This window comes from Mesorhizobium denitrificans (assembly GCF_003403035.1).
Taxonomy (GTDB): Bacteria; Pseudomonadota; Alphaproteobacteria; order Rhizobiales; family Rhizobiaceae; genus Mesorhizobium_G; species Mesorhizobium_G denitrificans.
In genome coordinates this window covers 33,669-52,758 of sequence record NZ_QURN01000007.1, presented here as the reverse complement: position 1 = coordinate 52,758, position 19,090 = coordinate 33,669, and the positions used below count along the sequence as shown (strand labels likewise).

At 59.0% G+C, this 19,090-nt stretch carries 18 protein-coding genes; 8 read left to right on the top strand and 10 right to left on the bottom strand.

Translation table 11 applies throughout. The features are described from left to right. The first annotated feature begins 521 nt into the window (after positions 1 to 521). The 3 genes from DY251_RS10650 to DY251_RS10640 all read left to right on the top strand — a co-directional run bounded on the left by DY251_RS10650 (position 522) and on the right by DY251_RS10640 (position 3,140). Positions 522 to 1,421 (top strand): LysR family transcriptional regulator, encoded by a 900-nt coding sequence (locus tag DY251_RS10650; protein WP_116623887.1) that lies wholly within the window; start codon positions 522 to 524, stop codon positions 1,419 to 1,421. Positions 1,422 to 1,491: 70 nt separating this feature from the next. Next, positions 1,492 to 2,148 (top strand): DUF1007 family protein, encoded by a 657-nt coding sequence (locus tag DY251_RS10645; protein WP_116623886.1) that lies wholly within the window; start codon positions 1,492 to 1,494, stop codon positions 2,146 to 2,148. Then, positions 2,130 to 3,140, top strand: coding sequence for a nickel/cobalt transporter (locus DY251_RS10640; protein WP_116623885.1), 1,011 nt, complete (start codon positions 2,130 to 2,132; stop codon positions 3,138 to 3,140). Before DY251_RS10645 ends, DY251_RS10640 begins: the two co-directional genes overlap by 19 nt. 10 nt (positions 3,141 to 3,150) lie before the next feature. Here DY251_RS10640 and DY251_RS10635 read toward each other — a convergent pair whose 3' ends face one another. Genes DY251_RS10635 through DY251_RS10625 form a run of 3 tightly spaced genes read right to left on the bottom strand, consistent with a single transcriptional unit; the run spans position 3,151 to position 5,080 of the window. Beyond that, a complete protein-coding gene (locus DY251_RS10635; RefSeq protein ID WP_116623884.1) occupies positions 3,151 to 3,348 on the bottom strand; it encodes a hypothetical protein in 198 nt (65 codons plus the stop codon). A 17-nt stretch (positions 3,349 to 3,365) separates the two neighbouring features. Beyond that, positions 3,366 to 4,376, bottom strand: a complete 1,011-nt coding sequence (locus tag DY251_RS10630) for a cation diffusion facilitator family transporter (RefSeq protein WP_116623883.1) — start codon at positions 4,374 to 4,376, stop codon at positions 3,366 to 3,368. 17 nt (positions 4,377 to 4,393) lie between these two features. Further along, positions 4,394 to 5,080 (bottom strand): GNAT family N-acetyltransferase, encoded by a 687-nt coding sequence (locus tag DY251_RS10625; RefSeq protein WP_116623882.1) that lies wholly within the window; start codon positions 5,078 to 5,080, stop codon positions 4,394 to 4,396. A gap of 83 nt (positions 5,081 to 5,163) precedes the next feature. On the opposite strand from DY251_RS10625, the gene DY251_RS10620 reads away from it, so the two are divergent. Further along, positions 5,164 to 6,348, top strand: coding sequence for a pyridoxal phosphate-dependent aminotransferase (locus tag DY251_RS10620; RefSeq protein WP_116623881.1), 1,185 nt, complete (start codon positions 5,164 to 5,166; stop codon positions 6,346 to 6,348). A gap of 60 nt (positions 6,349 to 6,408) precedes the next feature. Here the strand turns inward: DY251_RS10620 and DY251_RS10615 are convergent, their stop codons facing one another. The 3 genes from DY251_RS10615 to trhO all read right to left on the bottom strand — a co-directional run bounded on the left by DY251_RS10615 (position 6,409) and on the right by trhO (position 8,917). After that, positions 6,409 to 7,155, bottom strand: a complete 747-nt coding sequence (locus tag DY251_RS10615; protein ID WP_116623880.1) for an SDR family oxidoreductase — start codon at positions 7,153 to 7,155, stop codon at positions 6,409 to 6,411. A gap of 9 nt (positions 7,156 to 7,164) precedes the next feature. Next, positions 7,165 to 7,908, bottom strand: coding sequence for a tellurite resistance TerB family protein (locus DY251_RS10610; protein WP_116623879.1), 744 nt, complete (start codon positions 7,906 to 7,908; stop codon positions 7,165 to 7,167). 88 nt (positions 7,909 to 7,996) lie between these two features. Continuing rightward, complete coding sequence (gene trhO / locus DY251_RS10605; RefSeq protein ID WP_116623878.1) at positions 7,997 to 8,917, bottom strand: oxygen-dependent tRNA uridine(34) hydroxylase TrhO; 921 nt, start codon at positions 8,915 to 8,917, stop codon at positions 7,997 to 7,999. Between the two features lie 116 nt (positions 8,918 to 9,033). Between trhO and DY251_RS10600 the strand changes: the two genes are divergently transcribed. Both DY251_RS10600 and DY251_RS10595 read left to right on the top strand, forming a co-directional pair. Beyond that, positions 9,034 to 9,912, top strand: coding sequence for an N-acetylmuramidase domain-containing protein (locus DY251_RS10600; protein ID WP_116623877.1), 879 nt, complete (start codon positions 9,034 to 9,036; stop codon positions 9,910 to 9,912). An 82-nt stretch (positions 9,913 to 9,994) separates the two neighbouring features. Then, entirely contained in the window at positions 9,995 to 10,639 is a 645-nt protein-coding gene (locus DY251_RS10595; protein WP_116624046.1) for a 2-dehydro-3-deoxy-phosphogluconate aldolase, read from the top strand. 370 nt (positions 10,640 to 11,009) lie between these two features. On the opposite strand, the gene DY251_RS10590 is transcribed toward DY251_RS10595, so the two are convergent. Beyond that, positions 11,010 to 11,915, bottom strand: coding sequence for a choline sulfate utilization transcriptional regulator (locus tag DY251_RS10590; RefSeq protein WP_116623876.1), 906 nt, complete (start codon positions 11,913 to 11,915; stop codon positions 11,010 to 11,012). A gap of 118 nt (positions 11,916 to 12,033) precedes the next feature. Here DY251_RS10590 and betC point away from each other — a divergent pair, with 118 nt between their 5' ends. Next, the gene (gene betC, locus DY251_RS10585) at positions 12,034 to 13,548 is read left to right on the top strand and encodes a choline-sulfatase (RefSeq protein WP_116623875.1); all 1,515 of its coding nucleotides are present in this window, start codon (positions 12,034 to 12,036) and stop codon (positions 13,546 to 13,548) included. Between the two features lie 34 nt (positions 13,549 to 13,582). Next, a complete protein-coding gene (gene choX / locus DY251_RS10580; RefSeq protein WP_116623874.1) occupies positions 13,583 to 14,518 on the top strand; it encodes a choline ABC transporter substrate-binding protein in 936 nt (311 codons plus the stop codon). A 42-nt stretch (positions 14,519 to 14,560) separates the two neighbouring features. Here choX and DY251_RS10575 read toward each other — a convergent pair whose 3' ends face one another. The 3 genes from DY251_RS10575 to DY251_RS10565 all read right to left on the bottom strand — a co-directional run bounded on the left by DY251_RS10575 (position 14,561) and on the right by DY251_RS10565 (position 18,991). After that, positions 14,561 to 15,292 carry a Crp/Fnr family transcriptional regulator gene (locus DY251_RS10575; protein WP_137113554.1) on the bottom strand — a complete coding sequence of 244 codons (732 nt, stop codon included), beginning with the start codon at positions 15,290 to 15,292 and terminating at the stop codon, positions 14,561 to 14,563. 144 nt (positions 15,293 to 15,436) lie between these two features. Next, the gene (locus tag DY251_RS10570; RefSeq protein ID WP_245415921.1) at positions 15,437 to 17,257 is read right to left on the bottom strand and encodes a peptidoglycan L,D-endopeptidase MepK; all 1,821 of its coding nucleotides are present in this window, start codon (positions 17,255 to 17,257) and stop codon (positions 15,437 to 15,439) included. 240 nt (positions 17,258 to 17,497) lie between these two features. Next, the gene (locus DY251_RS10565) at positions 17,498 to 18,991 is read right to left on the bottom strand and encodes a sigma-54-dependent transcriptional regulator (RefSeq protein ID WP_116623872.1); all 1,494 of its coding nucleotides are present in this window, start codon (positions 18,989 to 18,991) and stop codon (positions 17,498 to 17,500) included. Between the last annotated feature and the right edge of the window lie 99 nt (positions 18,992 to 19,090).

The following is a 19,090-nucleotide window of genomic DNA, read 5'->3' as shown; positions in this document are numbered from 1 at the left end:
TCCGCGCACGAATGCAAGGTGCGGACCGCCCTGTTGGGCGTTCATCCGCGGTGGACAAAGGGGCGAGAGTTGCACCCATGACGCCAGCCGGTGGAAAGGCCAGTGCCATGAATACGCGTCACGCGCGTCGGCTTGCTAGGGCCTTGCGGCCTGCGCTCGCTTTGTCTGCCTTGGCTTGGATTGGGAGACCCGTTCCGCACTGCCGGCAATGAAGGTGTGCCTCTTCAGTAACCCCGGTTTATGGACAACCGGCAGACACCAGAAAGGCCCGCACCGTCGTTGCTTCAAGACGTCCTCGGATCGGCGGTTGGCCGCTGAACCGACCGGGCTTGTTAGCTCCCGGGTACCGTCCCGATCACCTCACCATTCGAGGGTCGGGGGACGCCCACAGGCACGTGCGACTTTGGGCAAGCGCGCATATAAGGAACGTGCCCGTCACAATCAATTAAAAAATCGACAGCCACATTGAATTTTTTCCGATACTGAACAATTCTGCGTCTTATGTTTCACCGGAGTGAACAATGGACACGCTGACCCGAATGCGCGCATTCATCGATGTTGTTGAAGCAGAAGGGTTTTCTGCCGCTTCGCGCAAGATTGGCCGCTCCAAGGCGCTGCTGTCAAAATATGTCAAGGAACTGGAGGACGACCTCGGCGCACTGCTGCTGAACCGCACGACTCGGCAATTTTCGCTGACCGAAGCCGGACACACCTATTATCGGCGCGCATCGGAGATATTGCGTGAAATCGACACGCTGGCCGATTCGGTTCGCGACACGTCCGGCGACGTGCGTGGCCGCATAAAAATTTCAGCGCCACGAACCTTTGCGGATGCCGCGATGGGGCAGTGCCTGATCGATTTTGCGCTCGCGCACCCGGACATCGTGCTCGACATTAATCTGGACGACCGCTTCGTGGATCTGGTCGAGGAAGGCTACGACGTCGCGATCCGCATATCGCGACTTGAAAGTTCGTCGTTGATTGCGAAAAGACTTGCGCCTTTCGGGATGCGCCTGTGCGCATCCCCTGCCCTGATTGCCAAACGAGGCAAGCCGGAGCAACCTCAAGACCTCGCAAAGCTGCCCTGTATCGTGGACTCGAACTCGCGCTGGCTTTCAAGCTGGCAGTTCCGCAACGAACTGGGTGAAATATTTACGGTGCCGGTTTCCGGCCCCATCGAAGTCAACAGCCCGATGGCCGTGCGCGCCGCCGCTTTGGCGGGGCTGGGCTTTGCAATCATTCCCGATTTTATCGTGACGGAAGATATCGCCGCCGGGCGACTGTTCCGCATGCTGGACGATTATTTGCTGGAAGGCGGCGGCATCTATGCGGTCTACCCACACCGGCGCTATCTGCCGGCCAAAATCAGGGTGTTCGTGGACTTCATCGCCAAATGGTTCAAGCAGCGCGAGAAATCGTGAACGTTGCGCGTCCCACTTTCGCCGATTTTCTGATAGGTAACAGTCGCTTCACCGGGACGCCACAGGCTGCATGAAATCGATTCGGCTGATCTGCGCATTTGGCGCTCTGGCGCTGGGCACGGCTTCCGCCGCGGCGCACCCGCATGTCTTTGCCGAAGCGCGGCTGGACGTGATGCTGGCTCCTGACGGCCGCTCCGTGCAATCGCTGCGGCATCTGTGGCGCTTCGACGACGTGTTTTCCAGCACCGTGCTGGTGGAGTTCGACAAGAACGGCGACAACAAGCTGGACGACACCGAACTCGCAGCCGTGCGCGATACGGTCTACAAATCGCTCGGCGACTATAATTATTTCCAGCTTGTGACCGCCAATGGCAAAGACGTTGCCATGCAAAAGCCCGACGAGTTTGCGGCAATCTTCGACAATAATCAGCTCATCATCATGTTCGAGACCAAGCCGAAAGATCCGCTGAAGCTATCGGGAACAATCGATTTCGGCGTGTATGACTCGACCTTCTACACGGCAATCGATTTCACCGAAGACGACCAGATGGCGGTGGCAGCGCTGCCCGCTGATTGCACGCGCAAGGTTGTGCGGCCCGACCCCGACCAGATCATCGCTCAAAACCAGAAAACCTTGACGGATGCCTTTATGAGCGATCCGGCTGGCACCGACATGAGCAAGATATTCGCCACGCGGCTGGAGCTTACATGTCCCGCCCAAGGTTGATCGTAGCCACACAGGTGGTGCTGCTGACGCTTGCGTTTTGCGGCATTGCGCATGCGCAGAGTTCACTGGGCATCGGCACAAACGACGCGATTACGCCCTCAACCGGCCTGTTTGCCGGGTGGATGCAGTGGATCAACACCTATCAGCAGCAATTCTATCGCTCGCTGACGGGCGCGCTGAAGGCCATGCGCGACGATGGCGGAAAGATGTGGCTGCTCGTGGGGCTCTCATTTGCCTATGGCGTTTTCCACGCAGCCGGTCCGGGTCATGGCAAGGCGGTGATTTCGTCATACATGCTGGCCAATGAGGTCGCCCTGAGGCGCGGCATTCTGCTGTCGTTCGTGTCTGCTTTTCTGCAAGGCGCGACGGCGCTGGTAATGATGGGACTGGTGTTTCTGATCCTGCGCGAGACGTCCTTTTCCATGACCGACGCGACATGGTCGCTGGAGATTGCCAGCTACGCCATGATAACGCTGTTCGGTGCGTGGCTGCTTTGGAAGAAGGCCGCGCCGAGGGTGAAAGGGATGTTCGGCGGCAGGCCGGCGGTGAGCCTTTCATCTGCGCAAAATCATGTCCATTCGGCGGCTTGTGTGCATCCGGTCAGTTCAGGCTTTGTGTGCGAAAGTTGCGGCCACTCGCACGCGCCGGACCCCGCCATGATTTCCGGCGAGCGGTTCGACTGGCGCACCGCATGGGCCGCAGTGGCGGCAGTGGGCCTGCGGCCATGCACCGGCGCGATCATCGTGCTCTCATTTGCGTTTCTCAACGAGCTTTGGCTGGGCGGAATTTTGTCCGTGCTGGCAATGTCGATGGGGACCGCGATCACCGTTTCGATGCTGGCGATTCTTGCCGTGACTGCCAAGAATTGGGCCGTTTCAGCAGCAGGCGACGGACGCGTCGGCAATACCGTTCACGCGGCGATTGAAATCGGCGGCGCGGCGTTTGTCATGCTTCTGGGATTGTTGCTGCTTACAGCAAGCCTCAGCGCTTAAAGATTATCCTTCATCCGCCGCGGCTTTTGCCACGGAGCCAGAAGATGAGGAAAAAGGCGCAGACGAAAGCCACTGCGATAACACCAGCGGCGGCAGTCGAAACTGAGCCAACAGCCAACATGATGTTCGGCATAAAATAAGCCGTTAGGCCGAACCCAAACATGATGCAGGCAGCGGCAATTGCAGCGCTGCGCGTTTCCTTATCCATTTCCGGTCAGCTCTCTTCTAATGCAAATGGCGCGAGCCATTGTGCGTGTGGCCCGCATGCGCGTGCTTGTGATCGTCTTCATGACTGTGCTCGCCATCGTGGCAACCATGCGCCTTGCCGTAATCCGCGCATTCTTCGATTTCGGGCTCGACAGTCGCGTGAGTGATGCCATGCGCCGTCGCCAGCCGAGCTTTGACAGCTTTGATGGCTGCGAAAGGCTCTGCACTGCGCTCGAGGCAAGCGTGCAAGGTCGCGACATTGCGCGCACCATCCAGCGACCATATGTGGACATGATGGACCTCGCGCACACTCGACACATGCGCGACCAGATCAGCCGCAATTTTATCGCGGTCCAGCGCCGCTGGCGAACCTTCCAGCAGCAGCGTGCCCGACTCGTGGACCAGGAACCACGCGCTGCGGAACATCAGCAGCGAAACGATCACGGACAGGATCGGGTCAATCGGCGTCCAGCCCGTGAAGATAATCACCGCAGCAGCAATCATTGCCGCGACCGAGCCGAGCATATCGCCCAGCACATGCAGGATCGCGCCGCGCATGTTCAGGCTGTCGCGGTCCCCGCCATGCAAGGCATAAAACGCCGCGATGTTGACGCCGAGGCCGAGCATCGCGATGACGAGCATCGGCCCGCCAAGCACTGGCGCCGGCGTATTGAAACGCTCCCACGCTTCGTAAGTAATCCACAGACCGATGGCGAGCACGGCAAGGCCGTTCACGAAAGCGACCAAGGTTTTGACGCGATGGAAGCCATAGGTCATGCGGCTGGTGGCAGCGCGGCCCGCAAGGTGAAAAGCGTACCATGCAAAGGCGAGAGCGACGCCGTCCGTCAACATGTGGCCGGCATCTGCCAGCAGCGCGAGCGAACCGGTGAGCAAGCCGCCAATCGCCTCGGCAATCATGAAGCCGCCCGTTAACAGCGCGGCAATCAGAACCCGATTTTTGTCGGCATTCCCAAGATCATGGCTGTGACCGGCATGCGAGCCGTGGTCATGTTCATGGGAATGCGCCATCTGCCTACTCCGAACCGCTACGCGCCGAAATCCTTGCGGAACTCTTCCAGCCGCCGCTTCTGAATACCACCGCTATCAAAATTGGAGGGGTGGAGCCAGCCGTCATACGCTTTTTTGAGCGCAGGCCATTCCTTGTCTATGATCGAGAACCATGCCGTGTCGCGGTTTTCGCCCTTGATGATCATGTGCTGACGGAACAGGCCTTCAGACTTGAAACCGAAACGGAGCGCCGCACTTTTGGAGGGCTCGTTGCGATTGTTGCATTTCCACTCCCAGCGGCGATAGCCGAGTTCGTCGAAAATATAGCGCATGAACAGATACTGCGCCTCTGTGGCGGCGGGCCTGCGCTGCATCAGCGGTCCCCAGTGGATATTGCCGATCTCGATGACGCCGTTCGGCGCATCGATGCGCATGAGGGTCTGGCGTCCCACAACCTTGCCGGTTGGCTTGTCAATGACCACGAAATAGAGCGGGTCTTCGCTCGCCTCCACCTTTTCCAGCCACGGCTGGAATGCGGCTCGGCTCTCCGGCGTATACTCGCCAAGCCAGAGGAAGCGTTCATCGGCATTGCCAACGGTGGCGGCTTCATACAGGCCATCGCCATGCCTGGCCGCAGAAAGCGGCTCCAGCCGCACATATTGGCCTTCCAACACCTTGCGTTCAGGACGCGAGCGGGGCGTCCAGTTTTTCAGATCTTCGGTCACGCATGCTCCATAGAGGTTTGACAGCAGAGCCGGACCCTTTCAAAACCATACAATTCGAAGAAGCTCCAGCCTGGACCAATAGAATGATCCAAACCGTACCGGCTTTCGACCGATTGGGCGAAGAAAACGCTTTCGCCGTGCTAGCCCGCGCAACCGCGCTCGCCCAAGCGGGCAAGGACATCATTAATCTGGGAATCGGCCAGCCCGATTTCCGCACGCCACAGCACATCGTTGAGGCTGCAATCAAGGCGCTGCGCGACGGGCATCATGGCTACACCCCCGCCACCGGACTGCTCGCGACGCGCGAGGCCGTGGCACGGCGTACGCTGACGACGACGGGCGTGGAAGTCTCGCCGGAGAATGTAATGATCCTGCCCGGTGGCAAGCCGACAATGTATGCGGCCATCGTCATGTTTGGTGAGCCCGGCGTGGATATTCTTTATCCCGATCCGGGCTTTCCGATTTATCGATCCATGATCGAGTTTACCGGCGCGCGGCCCATACCCGTACCGATCCGCGAGGAAAACGGCTTTGCGTTTTCGGCGGAAGAAACGCTGGCGTTGATCACGCCGCAGACACGGCTGCTGATCCTCAACTCGCCAGCCAACCCGACCGGCGGTGTGACGCCGCGCGCGGAGATCGAAAAGCTGGTGAAGGGGTTGGAAAAGCACCCGGACGTCGCGATCCTCTCCGACGAGATTTACGACGTCATGACCTATGACGGCGAGCAGCACACGTCTTTGCTGCAGTTTCCCGAAGTGCGCGACCGGCTGATCGTGCTGAATGGCTGGTCGAAGACTTGGGCGATGACCGGCTGGCGCATGGGCTGGTCGATCTGGCCGAACGGCGACAAGGGCGGAAACCTTTATGACAAGGTGCGCAAGCTGGCGGTGAATTGCTGGTCATGCGTGAACGCGCCTTCGCAATATGCGGGTATCGCGGCGATTGACGGTCCGCAGGATGACGTCGCGAAAATGATGCGGGCATTCGACAATCGCCGCAAGATTGTGGTGGAGGGGCTGAACAGTCTGCCCGGCGTTTCCTGCATCACGCCCAAGGGTGCGTTTTATGCGTTTCCGAATATCAAGGGTACGGGCCGGAAGGCTAAGCCGCTTGCATCGGCCTTGCTGGACGATGCGGGCGTGGCGCTGATCGGCGGGCCGGATTTCGGCGTCCTCGGCGAGGGTTATATCCGGCTGTCTTACGCGAACTCCGAAGAGAACATTCTGCGCGCGATTGAGCGCATTGCTGAGTATTTGGCGCGGTAAGGCTCGGAGGCTATATACCCCCCCTCAAGGGAGGGGATGAAAGCGTCGAGTTCTGGCGCCCTACCCGCGACCGACAAACGGCATGTTGGTGGCCATGATCGTCTGGAACAGCACGTTGCTGTCCAGCGGCATGCCGGCCATGTAGACGACGCCCTCCGCGACGCGCTGCACATCCATGACAGGTTCGGGCGCTATGGTGCCGTTGGCCTGCGGAACGCCGAGCGGCATGGCTTTCGCCATCTCCGTGAGCGCATTGCCGATGTCGATCTGTCCACACGCGATGCTGAATGGCCGCCCGTCCAGCGCGAGGGTTTTTGTAAGACCGGTGATTGCGTGCTTGGTGGCCGTGTAAGGCACCGAGCCGGGACGCGGTGCGTAGGCCGAAATCGAGCCGTTATTGATGATGCGGCCACCCTGCGGCCGCTGCTTGCGCATGGCGCTGAACGCCGCGCGAGCGCACAAAAACGCGCCGGTGAGGTTTACGCCGACGACTTCGTGCCAAAGCTCAACCGGAATTTCATCGATGAGCATGGGCTTGGTGCCCATGCCCGCATTGTTGAACAGCAGATCAACACGACCGAAATGCTGGACGATTTGTGCGAATGCGGCGTCCACCTGATCCGGCTGGCTGACATCGCAGGCAATGGCCAACGCCTCGGCATTCTTTGAAGCCTGCGCAATCGCCGCATCAAGCTTTTCGCGATTGCGCCCGATAAAGACGGTGTTCCAACCGGCTTGAATCAGGGCCGTCGCAACGGCCTTGCCAATGCCAGACCCGGCCCCCGTAACGACGGCTACCTTCGCCATAAGATCACCTTACCACGGCGATTTGAGTGCATCGGCAGCATTTGCCGCGACCGGAACCGTAGCGCCCTGAATGGTTGCCTCGATATGATCGATCAGGCTGTCGGGCAAGTTCAGGCGACCCGCAAGAAGGTCGAGATAGCCACGCTCGGCACGCGTATCCGCGTTAATGGCGAGGCGTGAAGCGGTATAGAGTTCGACGCGCTGCGCTTCGGTTTTTGCCTGCGAGACAAGATCATCGAGATTGAGCGGGCTGGCGAGTTCCTTGTCCAGAAACGCGCTGGCATCATTATCCAGCCCGGCAAGACCGATACGGCCAAGAATTTTCTGGCGTTCCTCGGCATCGATGTGCCCATCAGCCTTCGCCGCAGAAATCATGGCACGGATAAGCGTGAGCGCAAATTCGGACTCGCCTTGCGGCGCCTGGGAAGGATGGAAAGGCGTTTCCGATGGCGGCGGAAGAAGCTCCGGCTCCTTCGCGACTGGCTCGACCGATGGCTGCTGTCCCGCCTTGTAGTTCTGGTAGGCCTTGTAAGCGAGGCCGCCAATTGCGGCCAGACCGCCAAGCTTGACCGCACTGCCCGTTACCTGACGTCCTGCCCCGGTGCCGAGCAAAACTGCAGCCAAAGCACCCGCAGCGAGCGGATTGTCCTTGGCCATCTGCACGGCCTTGCCCGCCTGATCGCGCACCGTTCCGGTGGTGCCCGGAATGTTCGAGCCAAGCAATTCATCAAGCAACTTCTTCGGATCGAACATAAACCAACCTCCGCATCGGGTTTGAATTCAGGATCGAACCTAGGAATAGCCTCGCTCTATTGCAATGAGTTGTCGGGATTTTTACCGCTCAGGAGCCGATATGCTTTCGCTCGCCGCGTTGCTCGGCGAGTTCAACCTGCTTCTGGCGTTCGGCATAGCGCGCGCGATCCGCATCACTGCGTTCTGATACGCAATGCGGGCAGGAAACGCCGATTACATAGTGCTGCGACTTTCGCTCTTCCGGGGTGAGCGGATGACGGCAAGCACGGCAAAGTTCGGCTTCACCGATTTCCAGACCGTGTTTTACCGAGACGCGCTCATCAAAAACAAAACATTCGCCGTCCCAAAGGCTTTCAGACGCAGGAACGTCTTCGAGATATTTCAGAATGCCACCGCGCAGGTGGTAGACGTCGGACAGACCGACCGATTTGAGATAGGCCGTGGCCTTCTCGCAGCGGATGCCACCGGTGCAGAACATCGCCACCTTGCGCCCCGCCAGCTCATTGTGATGGCGGTTCACCCACTCCGGAAATTCAGTAAAGCTGGTAGTGTTCGGATCGATGGCGTTGCGGAACGTGCCGAGCGCGAACTCATAATCATTGCGGGTGTCCACGATGATCGTTTCCGGATCGGAAATCAGTTCGTTCCAATCGGAAGGCGCGACATAAGTGCCAGTGTCTGCCGGATCGAGATCGGGCACGCCCATCGTGACGATTTCTTTTTTCAAACGAACCTTCATGCGATGGAACGGCATTTCAACCGCATGGCTGAACTTTGCCTCCAGCGAAGCAAATTCCGGCATGGCCGCAAGATGCGCCATCAATTCATCGATGGCGGCAGGCAAGCCGGCAACGGTTCCGTTGATGCCTTCATTCGCCAAAAGCAGCGTACCCTTGATGCCGCGCACGCAACAAAAAGCGGCCAGCGGCTGGCGCAACGCAGCCGGGTCTTTGAGCCGCGTGAAGTGGTACAGCGCGGCGACCTTTATCGTATTCGCATCCGATTTCATGCGCGCTGGCCTATCGCCTCATCGCCCACATCGCAAGTGGCGGGGGCGCGACAAAATCTGTCCACCCCTTCTGAAACTTGCCTCAAAAGACAGTCAGTATAAACGATGAGGCAAGCATGTTTTCCGATCAAGTAAAGAACGAAATCATTGCAACCGCACGAGCCGCCGGCGTGGAACCCGCAGCGCTGCTCACGGTCGCGGAGGTGGAAAGCGGAGGACAGGTTTTCGCCAAGGTGCGTGGCCGCAACGAACCGCTGATCCGCTTCGAGGGACATTATTTTCACCGCCTGCTGGCGGAGGAAAAACGCGCGGTTGCGGTGCGTGCGGGGCTGGCTTCACCATCGGCGGGCGACGTTCCGAACCCGCGCACACAGGAAGGGCGCTGGAAGCTGCTGAACCGCGCCGCGATGATCGACCGCGAGGCGGCGTGGCGCTCGACCTCGTGGGGGCTTGGGCAGGTGATGGGCGACCATTTTCACTGGCTCGGCTACAAATCAATCGAAGCGCTGGTGGAGGATGCGCGCGCCGGCGCGAGCGGACAGGTTCGGCTGATGCTGCGCTTTATTGAAAAAAGCGGAATGCGCGACCTGCTGAACAACCACCAGTGGGAGCGCTTCGCGCTGCGCTATAATGGGCCGGCGTACGAGCGGAACAATTATCATGAACGCATGGCAGCGGCCTATCGGCGCTATGGAAAGGACGCGACTTTGACGATTTCGGCCCCACTCAAGCGCGGGGTAAGCGGCGACGAAGTTGTGCGGCTGCAGCAAGCGCTGACCGCCGCCGGATATTCAATGAATGCGGATGGGCAATTCGGCTTCGCGACAGATGCGGCGGTGCGCGCGTTCCAGAAAAAGGCCGGGCTGGTGGCTGATGGCATTGTTGGCGCGGCAACCCTTGCCAAGCTTTCAGCAACGCCTAAGTTGGAACGCAAATCACGCTTTTCGTTTGCCGATCCGTTCATGTGGATGTCGAATGTTTATGGTCGAATGTAGCCGCAGATGGACAGGCAAGATCGGCTCTGCTAGGTAAATTAAATCGATTGAAAAGCTGATGGCAATCAAGGGGGCTCGGCCTGTGAACAAGAAGACAAAAGCGCTGCTGGCGTTGCTGGATGGGCAGCCTGTGATCCCTGTGCTGAAGATTTCGGACGTAGCACATGCCGTGCCGCTGGCGCGAGCGCTGGCGCGCGGCGGCCTTCCTGCAATCGAGATAACGCTGCGGACCGGTCACGCGCTTGAAGCGATCCGGCGCGCGGCGGCGGAAGTGCCGGAAGCGATTGTGGGCGCTGGCACGATACTGAACCCGAAGCAGTTTGAGGAAGCGGAAAAGGCGGGTGCAAAGTTCATCGTCAGCCCCGGCATAACCCCTGCCCTGCTGGCGGAATCGGCAGGCAGCGAAGTGCCGCTGCTTCCCGGCGCGATCACCCCCGGCGAGATCATGGCCGCGCGCGATGCTGGCCTCGACTTTCTCAAATTTTTCCCGGCGGAACAGGCTGGCGGCGCATCATTCCTGAAGGCGCTGGCGTCGCCGATTGCGGACGTGATTTTCTGCCCAACCGGCGGCGTTTCCGCGAAAAACGCGATGGACTATCTGCGCTTGCCCAATGTGGCTTGTGTTGGCGGCTCGTGGGTTGCGCCGGACAACATGGTCAATGAAGGGCGCTGGGGCGAAATCGAAGCGCTGGCGCGCGAGGCATCGACGCTCGGCAAACCGGCCTGATGTTCGCTGACCTGATCGGCGATCTGATTCCACAGTGCTTCAAGAAGAGACACAACCCGGCTTAGGTCGGGATCGGCGCTTGTGGCGGCAACACGGTCCTTCAGGTCCACAATTTCACCATGCCGAAGCATGACTGCAACACGAAAGCGCTCACGATGCGCCTGATTTAGCAGAGACGCAGAAAGCAACTTCGTGACAACAGAAGCCGTCTCGACAGCAACGCGCCCATTTTCCTGCAGTTGATCTATAAGATCACGCGACACAAACCATCAACCTGTTGGGGAATACTGTAAACGAGTTGACCTGCGCCACTGCTTTTTGTCAACGCATGTAGTGTTATGCTGTGGAAAGTGCCGCGTTCAGCTTGCTTTCAGCTGGCAATCTCCGGCGTCGCCGTTTCGCGAGCCAGCCATGACATGAGCCGTTCGCTATCACGCGCCGTCACCCTCGGCGGCACAAGGAAATAGCCGCGCTCTGGCGCGCTGAGCGGTGCGCCGACCGAAACAAGCACACCCGCCCGCACGAGACTGTCAGTCAAACCGACCCAGCCAAGCGCAGCGCCCTGATGCTCGACGGCGGCTTGAATCACGAGATTATAGGTATTGAACCGCAGACCGCCCTGCCCTGCGCGTGCGGGAATGGCGGAGCGCTCGAAATAGTCGCTCCAGTCAAACCACGGGCTTGGCTTTGCCGCGTCCAGATGGATCAGCCGCGCTTTGGCGAGGTCGCCGGTTTTAAGTTCCGGATTGCGGTCGAGGTAGTCTGGTGTGCAGACGGGAAACACTGTTTCGGGCAAAAGCAACGCGGCGCCGGGCTCGAAATCCTCTCGCGCACCGAATGCGATTGCGATGTCGCTCGGCTCCATTTCAGCGGGATCGAAACGCTGCGACGCGACGATCTGGATGTCGATGCCCGGATTGACCACACGAAATGCCGAGATGCGCGGCATTAGCCAAAGCGTCGAAAACGCGTAGTCCGTGCGCAATCTGAGCACGGGTGCGCGGCTCGACGATTGAAACTCGCGCATCAGAGCGTCGGTTTCGTCCACCGCGTTTCGTGCAATTTCGAAGAGCCGTCTGCCCTGCGTGGTAAGCTCCACGCCACGGCTGCGACGATGAAGCAGAGGCTGGCCGGTTTGCTCCTCGATGCGCCTTATCTGATAGCTCACCGCCGGTTGAGTGAGGCCGAGCGAGGTTGCCGCCGCCGAAAAACTGCCGCAGCGCACCGTTTCAACGAAGATGCGCATCCAGCCGAGGTCAACTTTGCGCTCAGACATAAAATTTTTCTATCGGTATCATTGAAAAATAACAGGTTTACGCGGGCTGCATCGCGTTTCTTAATGTTGACAGGAGTCTGGCAAGAAAACCAGCCATGCTGCAGCAAAAAGAGGTTCGATGACCCGGCCCAACATATTGATCATTATGGTGGACCAACTGAACGGAACGCTGTTTCCAGATGGACCGGCGCAATTTCTGCACACGCCGCACCTTTCGGCGCTCGCAGCGCGCTCGGTGAGGTTTGCGAATACCTATACAGCTAGCCCGCTTTGCGCACCGGCGCGCGCTTCTTTCATGGCGGGCCAATTGCCCAGCCGCACGCGCGTTTATGACAATGCCGCGGAATTCTGCTCCGACATTCCGACCTTCGCGCACCATTTGCGGGCCGCCGGGTATCAGACCTGCCTTTCGGGCAAGATGCACTTCGTCGGTCCCGACCAGATGCATGGTTTTGAAGAAAGGCTGACGACCGATATTTACCCGGCGGATTTCGGCTGGACGCCGGATTACCGCAAGCCGGGCGAGCGCATCGACTGGTGGTATCACAATCTCGGCTCCGTGACCGGCGCTGGCGTTGCCGAGATAAGCAACCAGATGGAGTATGACGACGAGGTTGCCTACAACGCCAATCGCAAGCTTTATGATCTCGCGCGCGGACATGATGCGCGGCCCTGGTGCCTGACGGTGAGCTTCACGCATCCGCACGATCCCTATGTCGCGCGGCGTCGGTATTGGGACCTTTATGCGAACTCGGATGCACTGGAACCACATGTCGCGCCGATTGCTTACGAGCAGCAGGACCCGCATTCGCGCAGGCTGATGGATGCCTGCGACCATCGGGCGTTCGACATAACAGCAGAGCACGTTCGGCAAGCGCGCCAAGGCTACTTCGCCAACATCTCGTACATTGACGACAAGGTGGGCGAGATACTGGACACGCTGCAAAGATGTCGCATGTCGGACAACACAGCGGTAGTATTCGTATCAGACCATGGCGACATGCTCGGCGAACACGGTTTGTGGTTCAAGATGAGCTTTTTCGAAGGATCAGTGCGTGTGCCGCTGATGATCGCCGCGCCCGGATGGACGCCACGGCGGATCGACGATCCTGTTTCGACACTCGATGTTTGCCCCACGCTTGCCGGTCTTGCTGGCATCGACATGGGCGAACTCGCGCCCTGGACCGATGGCGAAGACCTGGCGCCAGTTGCGGCAGGAAAGGTGCAGCGCGGCACGGTTCCGGCAGAATATGCGGCGGAAGGTTCCGTATCCCCGCTGGTTTGCCTTCGCGACGGCGCGCTGAAGCTGGTGCTCTGCGAACAAGACCCACCAATGCTGTTCGATCTGGCGCGCGACCCGGACGAGCTCGTCAACCGTGCCGACGACGCAACCTATGCGGACAGGCTGAAGGCAATGACCAACGAAGCCAATGCACGCTGGAACCTTGCGGCTTTCGACAGCGCCGTGCGTGAGAGTCAGGCCCGGCGACATGTCGTGTATCGCGCACTGCGGAACGGCGCCTATTACCCATGGGACTATCAACCGCTGCAAAAAGCATCGGAGCGCTACATGCGCAATCATCTTGATCTGAATGTGTTGGAGGAGAACCAGCGCTTTCCGAGAGGGGAATAGACTTAAAATAAACACTAAAAACAGGAGTGCTGACATGAACAGGTTTGCAATGCGTACTCTTCTGGCGGGAACCGCTCTGATGATCGGTCTGGCCACGGCTCAGGCCGGCGATCCCGAAAGCTGCAAGAAGGTTCGGCTGTCTGATGTGGGCTGGACCGACATTCAGGTGACGACGGGCGTGGCCTCCAACCTGCTGACTGCCTTGGGCTACGAGCCGGAAGTTACACAATTGTCTGTTGCGGTGACGCTGACCGCACTGAAGGAAAACGACATCGATGTGTTCCTCGGCAACTGGATGCCGACACAGACCGACGCGCTGAAACCTTACACCGATGAGGGCTCAATCGAAGTTGTTGGGCTGAACCTCGAAGGCGCTGGCTTCGGCCCGGTGGTGCCAAATTATGTCGCCGAAGCGGGCGTGAAATCGCTCGCCGATCTTGGCCCTAATGCCGAGAAGTTCGGCGGCAAAATCTACGGTATCGAAGCCGGGTCTTCCGGCAACAAGAACCTGCTGGCGCTGATTGAAGACCCGGCGAACAATCTGAAGGGCTTCGAACTGGTGGAATCTTCCGAAGCAGGAATGCTGACACAGGCCGAACAGACGATGAAGGATAAGGGCTGGGTCGTGTTCCTTGGCTGGACACCGCACCCGGTCATGGGCGAAATGCCGATCACCTATTTGACCGGTCTGGAAAAGGCAGGTTTCGGCGAAGCAAAAGTCTACACGATTTCGCGCAAGGGCTACACCAGCGAATGTCCGAACGCCGGCGCGTTCTTCAAGAACCTGAAGTTCAACCTGTCGATGGAAAACGGCATGATGGACAAGGTGCTGAAGGGTGAGAACCCCAACGATGTTGCCAAGGCCTGGCTGAAGGAAAATCCGGACGCGATCAAGCCCTGGATCGCAGGCGTAACGACCTTCGATGGTGGTGACGCACAAGCAGCGGTGACAGCAGCGCTGGCAAACTGACGCTCAAAGCCGGTGTGCGATGCGCACCGGCTTTTCCCACGCCTAGCGCGGCGTTTTCATCAAGCTCAGATAAGTCGGGTCGAACTCGCTGAACTGCGACAGCCGCGCAAAGTCTTTGATCGTGACCGTAGCGCCATCCCAATTTACAAAGCCCTTGGCCCGCAATTGCTGGATGGTGCGGTTCACATGGACCACGGAAAGGCCGAGCATATCGGCCATCTCCGCCTGCGTGACGGGAAACTCAAAAGTCATATCCTTGGCTGCGCCGACTGTTTCCAGCCTGAGATAAACCTCGCAGAACAGATGAGCGATATGCTGTTCCGGCGAGCGGCGGCCAATGCAGGTCAGCCACGAGCGATGGATGGCAGCGTCGATGACCGTCGACATCCAGAACAGGCGCGTGAGATGCGGTTGCTCTTCCGAGATGCGCAGAAGCTGCTCATGCGGCACGAAAGCCACGTCGCACTCGCCGAGCGCGATGACGCTATGATCCATGAACTTCAATAGAAAGGCGTGGAGATCAACGAAATCGCCCGGTACGTGCACAGCGGTTAGCTGACGCGCTCCGTTTTTCAGATAAACCGCACGCGCTGCGAGGCCCTTGAGAACGATGCAGCTTTCCTTGGGGCGCGTGTGCGTTTCGACCATCTCCTCATTGCGATGGAAGGAATGCCGACGATGCGGCAGACGTTCCAGCGTCTCGCGCTCACTGTCGGTCAACGAATCGCGCGCTTCGAAAAACGCGATCAATGTCTGCAAACTGTGTTCGCTCATTTCCACTCCCGAACGGCGCACAACCAGCACCGTACGCGGCCCTCAATCCGTGATTGATCCTTATCTCGCAGTGAACCCATCCCGCTTGCAAGCACAAATGAAAAACGACGCCCGAAGGCGTCGCTTTGAACTTGATAAATTCGCTTAGTTGAACTTGGCGACCGAGAGGAATTCGACGGCCTTACCCGTGAAGCGATTCGGATCGGTGGCAGAAGCGCTAGACTGGAAACCAGCCGTGTAGACTTCCATAGGAGCAGTGCGGACAATGTTCTGCGCGAAGGACGGCGCGGAAGACTTGCCCTTGCCATTCTTCACATAGTTTTCGTCCAGCGCCCAACGAGCTGACTGCGGAGCTGCAGCAACGACAACCGGCTTGGATTGCGGCTTCGTCGTGGAAGCGGTGGTTACGCGACCAGACTTGGCAGTGGTCTTGACGCCAGCCGTATCTGCCACAGGGACAGCAACCGGCTTCGCGCCCTTGGCTGCGACGCGCTGGCTTTTCTGGGCAGGCTCAGGAATGGACGCAACACGGATCTGCGTATCGCTGCTAATGGAACCGTCGGTGCCGGGACGGCGCTCAGGCAAGCTCTCGATCGCCGCGCCAGCATCCGCCACAGGAGCGGTTTCCATGATTGGCGTTGGCGTCGGGCGTTCTGACGGCAGCGGCGCGAAAGCGGCAGGCTGCGGCGTAGCGCTTGCCAAGGCCAGCAACGCTGCCGGATCATCATTTTCCGGCGCAGCCTTATAGTCTGGACGCCAAGCCGGGATCGGCACAGGGCCATCGGCCATCGCGGTTTGCTGGGCATCGCCAACCGGCAGGGCCGTTGCCTGATCTTCCATCAAAGCAGCAACCTGGGTGGCATCGGCCGCTGGGCCAACATTCGCATCTGGGCGCGGCGCGAAGGCAGGCATCGGCACCTTGCGCGCAGGCAAGGCGGCAAGAATCGTTTCCGGCGTCTCGACAACTTCCTGCGGCGCAGGCTGCATTTCTTCGGCCGGTTGCGGACGCGTGTTAGCCGGAGCTGCCAGTTCAGGCGGCAGGATAGTGATTTCAGGCTGACGGACAGCGGGCTTTGGCGCGACAATTGCAGGTGCATCATCGTCCGACGCTGTCGGCACGCTGGCCTTCGGCGTAACGTTTACCGGGCCTTCGGACTCGCCATTATCCTCCTCCTCATCCGCACCGCCACCGAACCAGGCAGCCAGAAGACCACCGGAGCGCTTCTTGGTAGAGGATTTGCCGCTGGCGAGGCTGGCAATGGCGAGATCGCCATTGGTCACGCGCTGCTTATATGCCGCCATCGCCTGCTCATAACCCGGCAATGGCTTGCCATCGCTCGGAACATGCAGCGTCTTGCCATTCGGGAAAACGGAGGCGAGTTCCGCACGGCTGATGCCCGGCCAGTGGCGAACGTTGCCAACATCGAAATGCACGAAAGGCGAACCGGAAGTCGGATAGTAGCCGACGCCGCCAGCCTGCATGCGCAGACCGATGTTGCGAAGGGTCTTGAGCTTCACATCGGGCAGATACCAGTCCATCGCCTTGCCGAGCATGTGCTGGCTCTTCTTGGCAACGCCACGGCTGCGGCTGCGCAGCATGGCGTTTGTCGCAGGCGAGCGGTAGGCGGAAACGACGTGAATATAAGCGCGGGAGCCGGACTGACGGTAGGCCTCCCAGACGACATCCAGCAGGCGCGGGTCAATCTTGGTGGGCTCATTCCGACGCCAGTCACGCAGGAACATGTTCACCTTGCGCAGGCCGGAGGAATCAAAACGGCCATTGCGCTTGAAAACAATCTCGGCCTTCTCGCCCGTGTGGACGAAATAGAGCTTAAGCGAGCGTGTCTCTGCGTTTGCCGCGGATGCTGCTCCAAAAACAGCACCGAAAAGGCAAAACGCGGCCGCAATCCATGTCGGCCAGACATAACCCGCAATCCGGCTGTCGTTCTTCAATACGGTCGTCAAATCGATAGGCCCTGTACGCTCAGCGTGCTGTCCCCCGGCTCAGTACCGGGTGCGAAAAGATCACACCCAGACTATCAATGCTAATGGTTAACCATCGCTTATAGAAGTATCGCGGTCGATTGCCCACCGCTTTTGTAAACCAATTGCGGTAACACAATGGCAAGAATCGGGCAAACTGCCCGAATCTAAATTCGAATCAAATGAAGTTAAATTACTGTAAATAAATAATTTAGCGGGCTTTTAGCCGACATTGCGGCTGCCTGTCGCAGCTTCCGGGTCGATTCCGTACTCCTTGAGCTTGCGATAGAGCGTTGAGCGTCCGATTCCGAGTCTGCGCGCGACTTCGCTCATTTGCCCGCCATAATGGGCGATAGCGAATTCAATTAACTCCTGCTCAACTTCGGTAAGCGGACGGATATTCCCCTTCTCGTCCAGCGCGCTGAGCAGGCCCGGTTGAAAATCGGCAATGTCCGGCACGAGCGTTGGTTGCGGCTCATGCACGGGCACAGGTTGCGATGGCGTCTCGCGCGGGGCGGATGGAACGAAAACGACGCCCTCCACCTGCGCCTTGATCTGCGGAAACTCTTCGACGGTGAGTGCATCGCCTTCGCTCAGCACGCTGGCACGGAAGACGGCGTTTTCGAGCTGACGGATATTGCCCGGCCAATCGTAAGCCTGAAGCATTGCGAGCGCCTGCGGCGTGACGGAGCGCACCTGACTGCCGGTTTCACGCCCGATGCGGCCGATAAAATGCCTGACGAGATGCGGAATATCCTCTCGGCGGTCGCGCAGCGGCGGCACCATGATCGGGAAAACATTGAGGCGGTAGAACAAATCCTCGCGAAAACGCCCGATCTTGACCTGTTCGATAAGATCACGGTGCGTTGCGGAAATGAGCCGGATATCGACTTTTATCGTTGCGCGCCCGCCCACTGGATCGACCTCACCCTGCTGAACGGCGCGCAGGAGCTTGACCTGCACGTCCAGCGGCAAATCGCCGATTTCATCCAGAAACAACGTGCCCGTATGCGCTTCAACAAACTTGCCGGCATGTTTTTCGCTTGCGCCGGTGAACGATCCTTTTTCGTGGCCGAACAGGATGCTTTCGACCAGATTGTCAGGGATGGCACCACAATTGACCGTGACGAAAGGCTTGGCGCGCCGCTCACTGGACCCCTGAATGACGCGGGCAATCATTTCCTTGCCGACGCCGGACTCGCCCTCGATCAGCACCGGAATGTTCGACCCCGCCGCCTTGCGCGCGAGGCTGACCACACGCTCCATCGCCGCACTTTCGGTAATCAGGTCTTTGATGGTGAGCGTAAGCGGACTTTTTGCACCTCGCTTGACGCCACCATAGGACTCGACCTTCAGCGCATCGGTGATGGCCTTGTTGAGGCGATCCGGCGATGCTGGCTTGACGACAAAATCAAACGCACCCTGTCGCATGGCGGACACGACGGTTTCGATGCCACCTTGCGCTGTCTGCACGATAACGGGCGTTTCGATGCCGCGCTCACGCATGGCCTGCAACACGGCAAGACCGTCCAGACCCGGCATGACGAGATCGAGAATCACAACTGCGATGTCGCCCGACCCCGGACCGTCCAGTGCCTTTAAACCCGACTCGCCGCTATCGGTCACGCGCGCCGTGTGGCCGAATTTCATGACAGCCGCTTCGAGCAGCCGCCTCTGGACAGGATCGTCATCTATAATAAGTACAGTTGAGGGCATGATTTACGGGGCTTTGTAAAGTCAGTCTGGATCAATGTGGCACAGGGTTCTAAACAAGGCTTCAACGCATTGCATCAATATGGCGTTGCACCGATGCTT

Bases quoted from the DNA above. Each gene is read 5' to 3' on its own strand.
- DY251_RS10650 (WP_116623887.1), top strand. From the start codon at position 522: ATGGACACGCTGACCCGAATGCGCGCATTCATCGATGTTGTTGAAGCA.
- DY251_RS10645 (WP_116623886.1), top strand. From the start codon at position 1,492: ATGAAATCGATTCGGCTGATCTGCGCATTTGGCGCTCTGGCGCTGGGC.
- DY251_RS10640 (WP_116623885.1), top strand. From the start codon at position 2,130: ATGTCCCGCCCAAGGTTGATCGTAGCCACACAGGTGGTGCTGCTGACG.
- DY251_RS10635 (WP_116623884.1), bottom strand. From the start codon at position 3,348: ATGGATAAGGAAACGCGCAGCGCTGCAATTGCCGCTGCCTGCATCATG.
- DY251_RS10630 (WP_116623883.1), bottom strand. From the start codon at position 4,376: ATGGCGCATTCCCATGAACATGACCACGGCTCGCATGCCGGTCACAGC.
- DY251_RS10620 (WP_116623881.1), top strand. From the start codon at position 5,164: ATGATCCAAACCGTACCGGCTTTCGACCGATTGGGCGAAGAAAACGCT.
- DY251_RS10615 (WP_116623880.1), bottom strand. From the start codon at position 7,155: ATGGCGAAGGTAGCCGTCGTTACGGGGGCCGGGTCTGGCATTGGCAAG.
- DY251_RS10610 (WP_116623879.1), bottom strand. From the start codon at position 7,908: ATGTTCGATCCGAAGAAGTTGCTTGATGAATTGCTTGGCTCGAACATT.
- trhO (WP_116623878.1), bottom strand. From the start codon at position 8,917: ATGAAATCGGATGCGAATACGATAAAGGTCGCCGCGCTGTACCACTTC.
- DY251_RS10600 (WP_116623877.1), top strand. From the start codon at position 9,034: ATGTTTTCCGATCAAGTAAAGAACGAAATCATTGCAACCGCACGAGCC.
- DY251_RS10590 (WP_116623876.1), bottom strand. From the start codon at position 11,915: ATGTCTGAGCGCAAAGTTGACCTCGGCTGGATGCGCATCTTCGTTGAA.
- betC (WP_116623875.1), top strand. From the start codon at position 12,034: ATGACCCGGCCCAACATATTGATCATTATGGTGGACCAACTGAACGGA.
- choX (WP_116623874.1), top strand. From the start codon at position 13,583: ATGAACAGGTTTGCAATGCGTACTCTTCTGGCGGGAACCGCTCTGATG.
- DY251_RS10575 (WP_137113554.1), bottom strand. From the start codon at position 15,292: ATGAGCGAACACAGTTTGCAGACATTGATCGCGTTTTTCGAAGCGCGC.
- DY251_RS10565 (WP_116623872.1), bottom strand. From the start codon at position 18,991: ATGCCCTCAACTGTACTTATTATAGATGACGATCCTGTCCAGAGGCGG.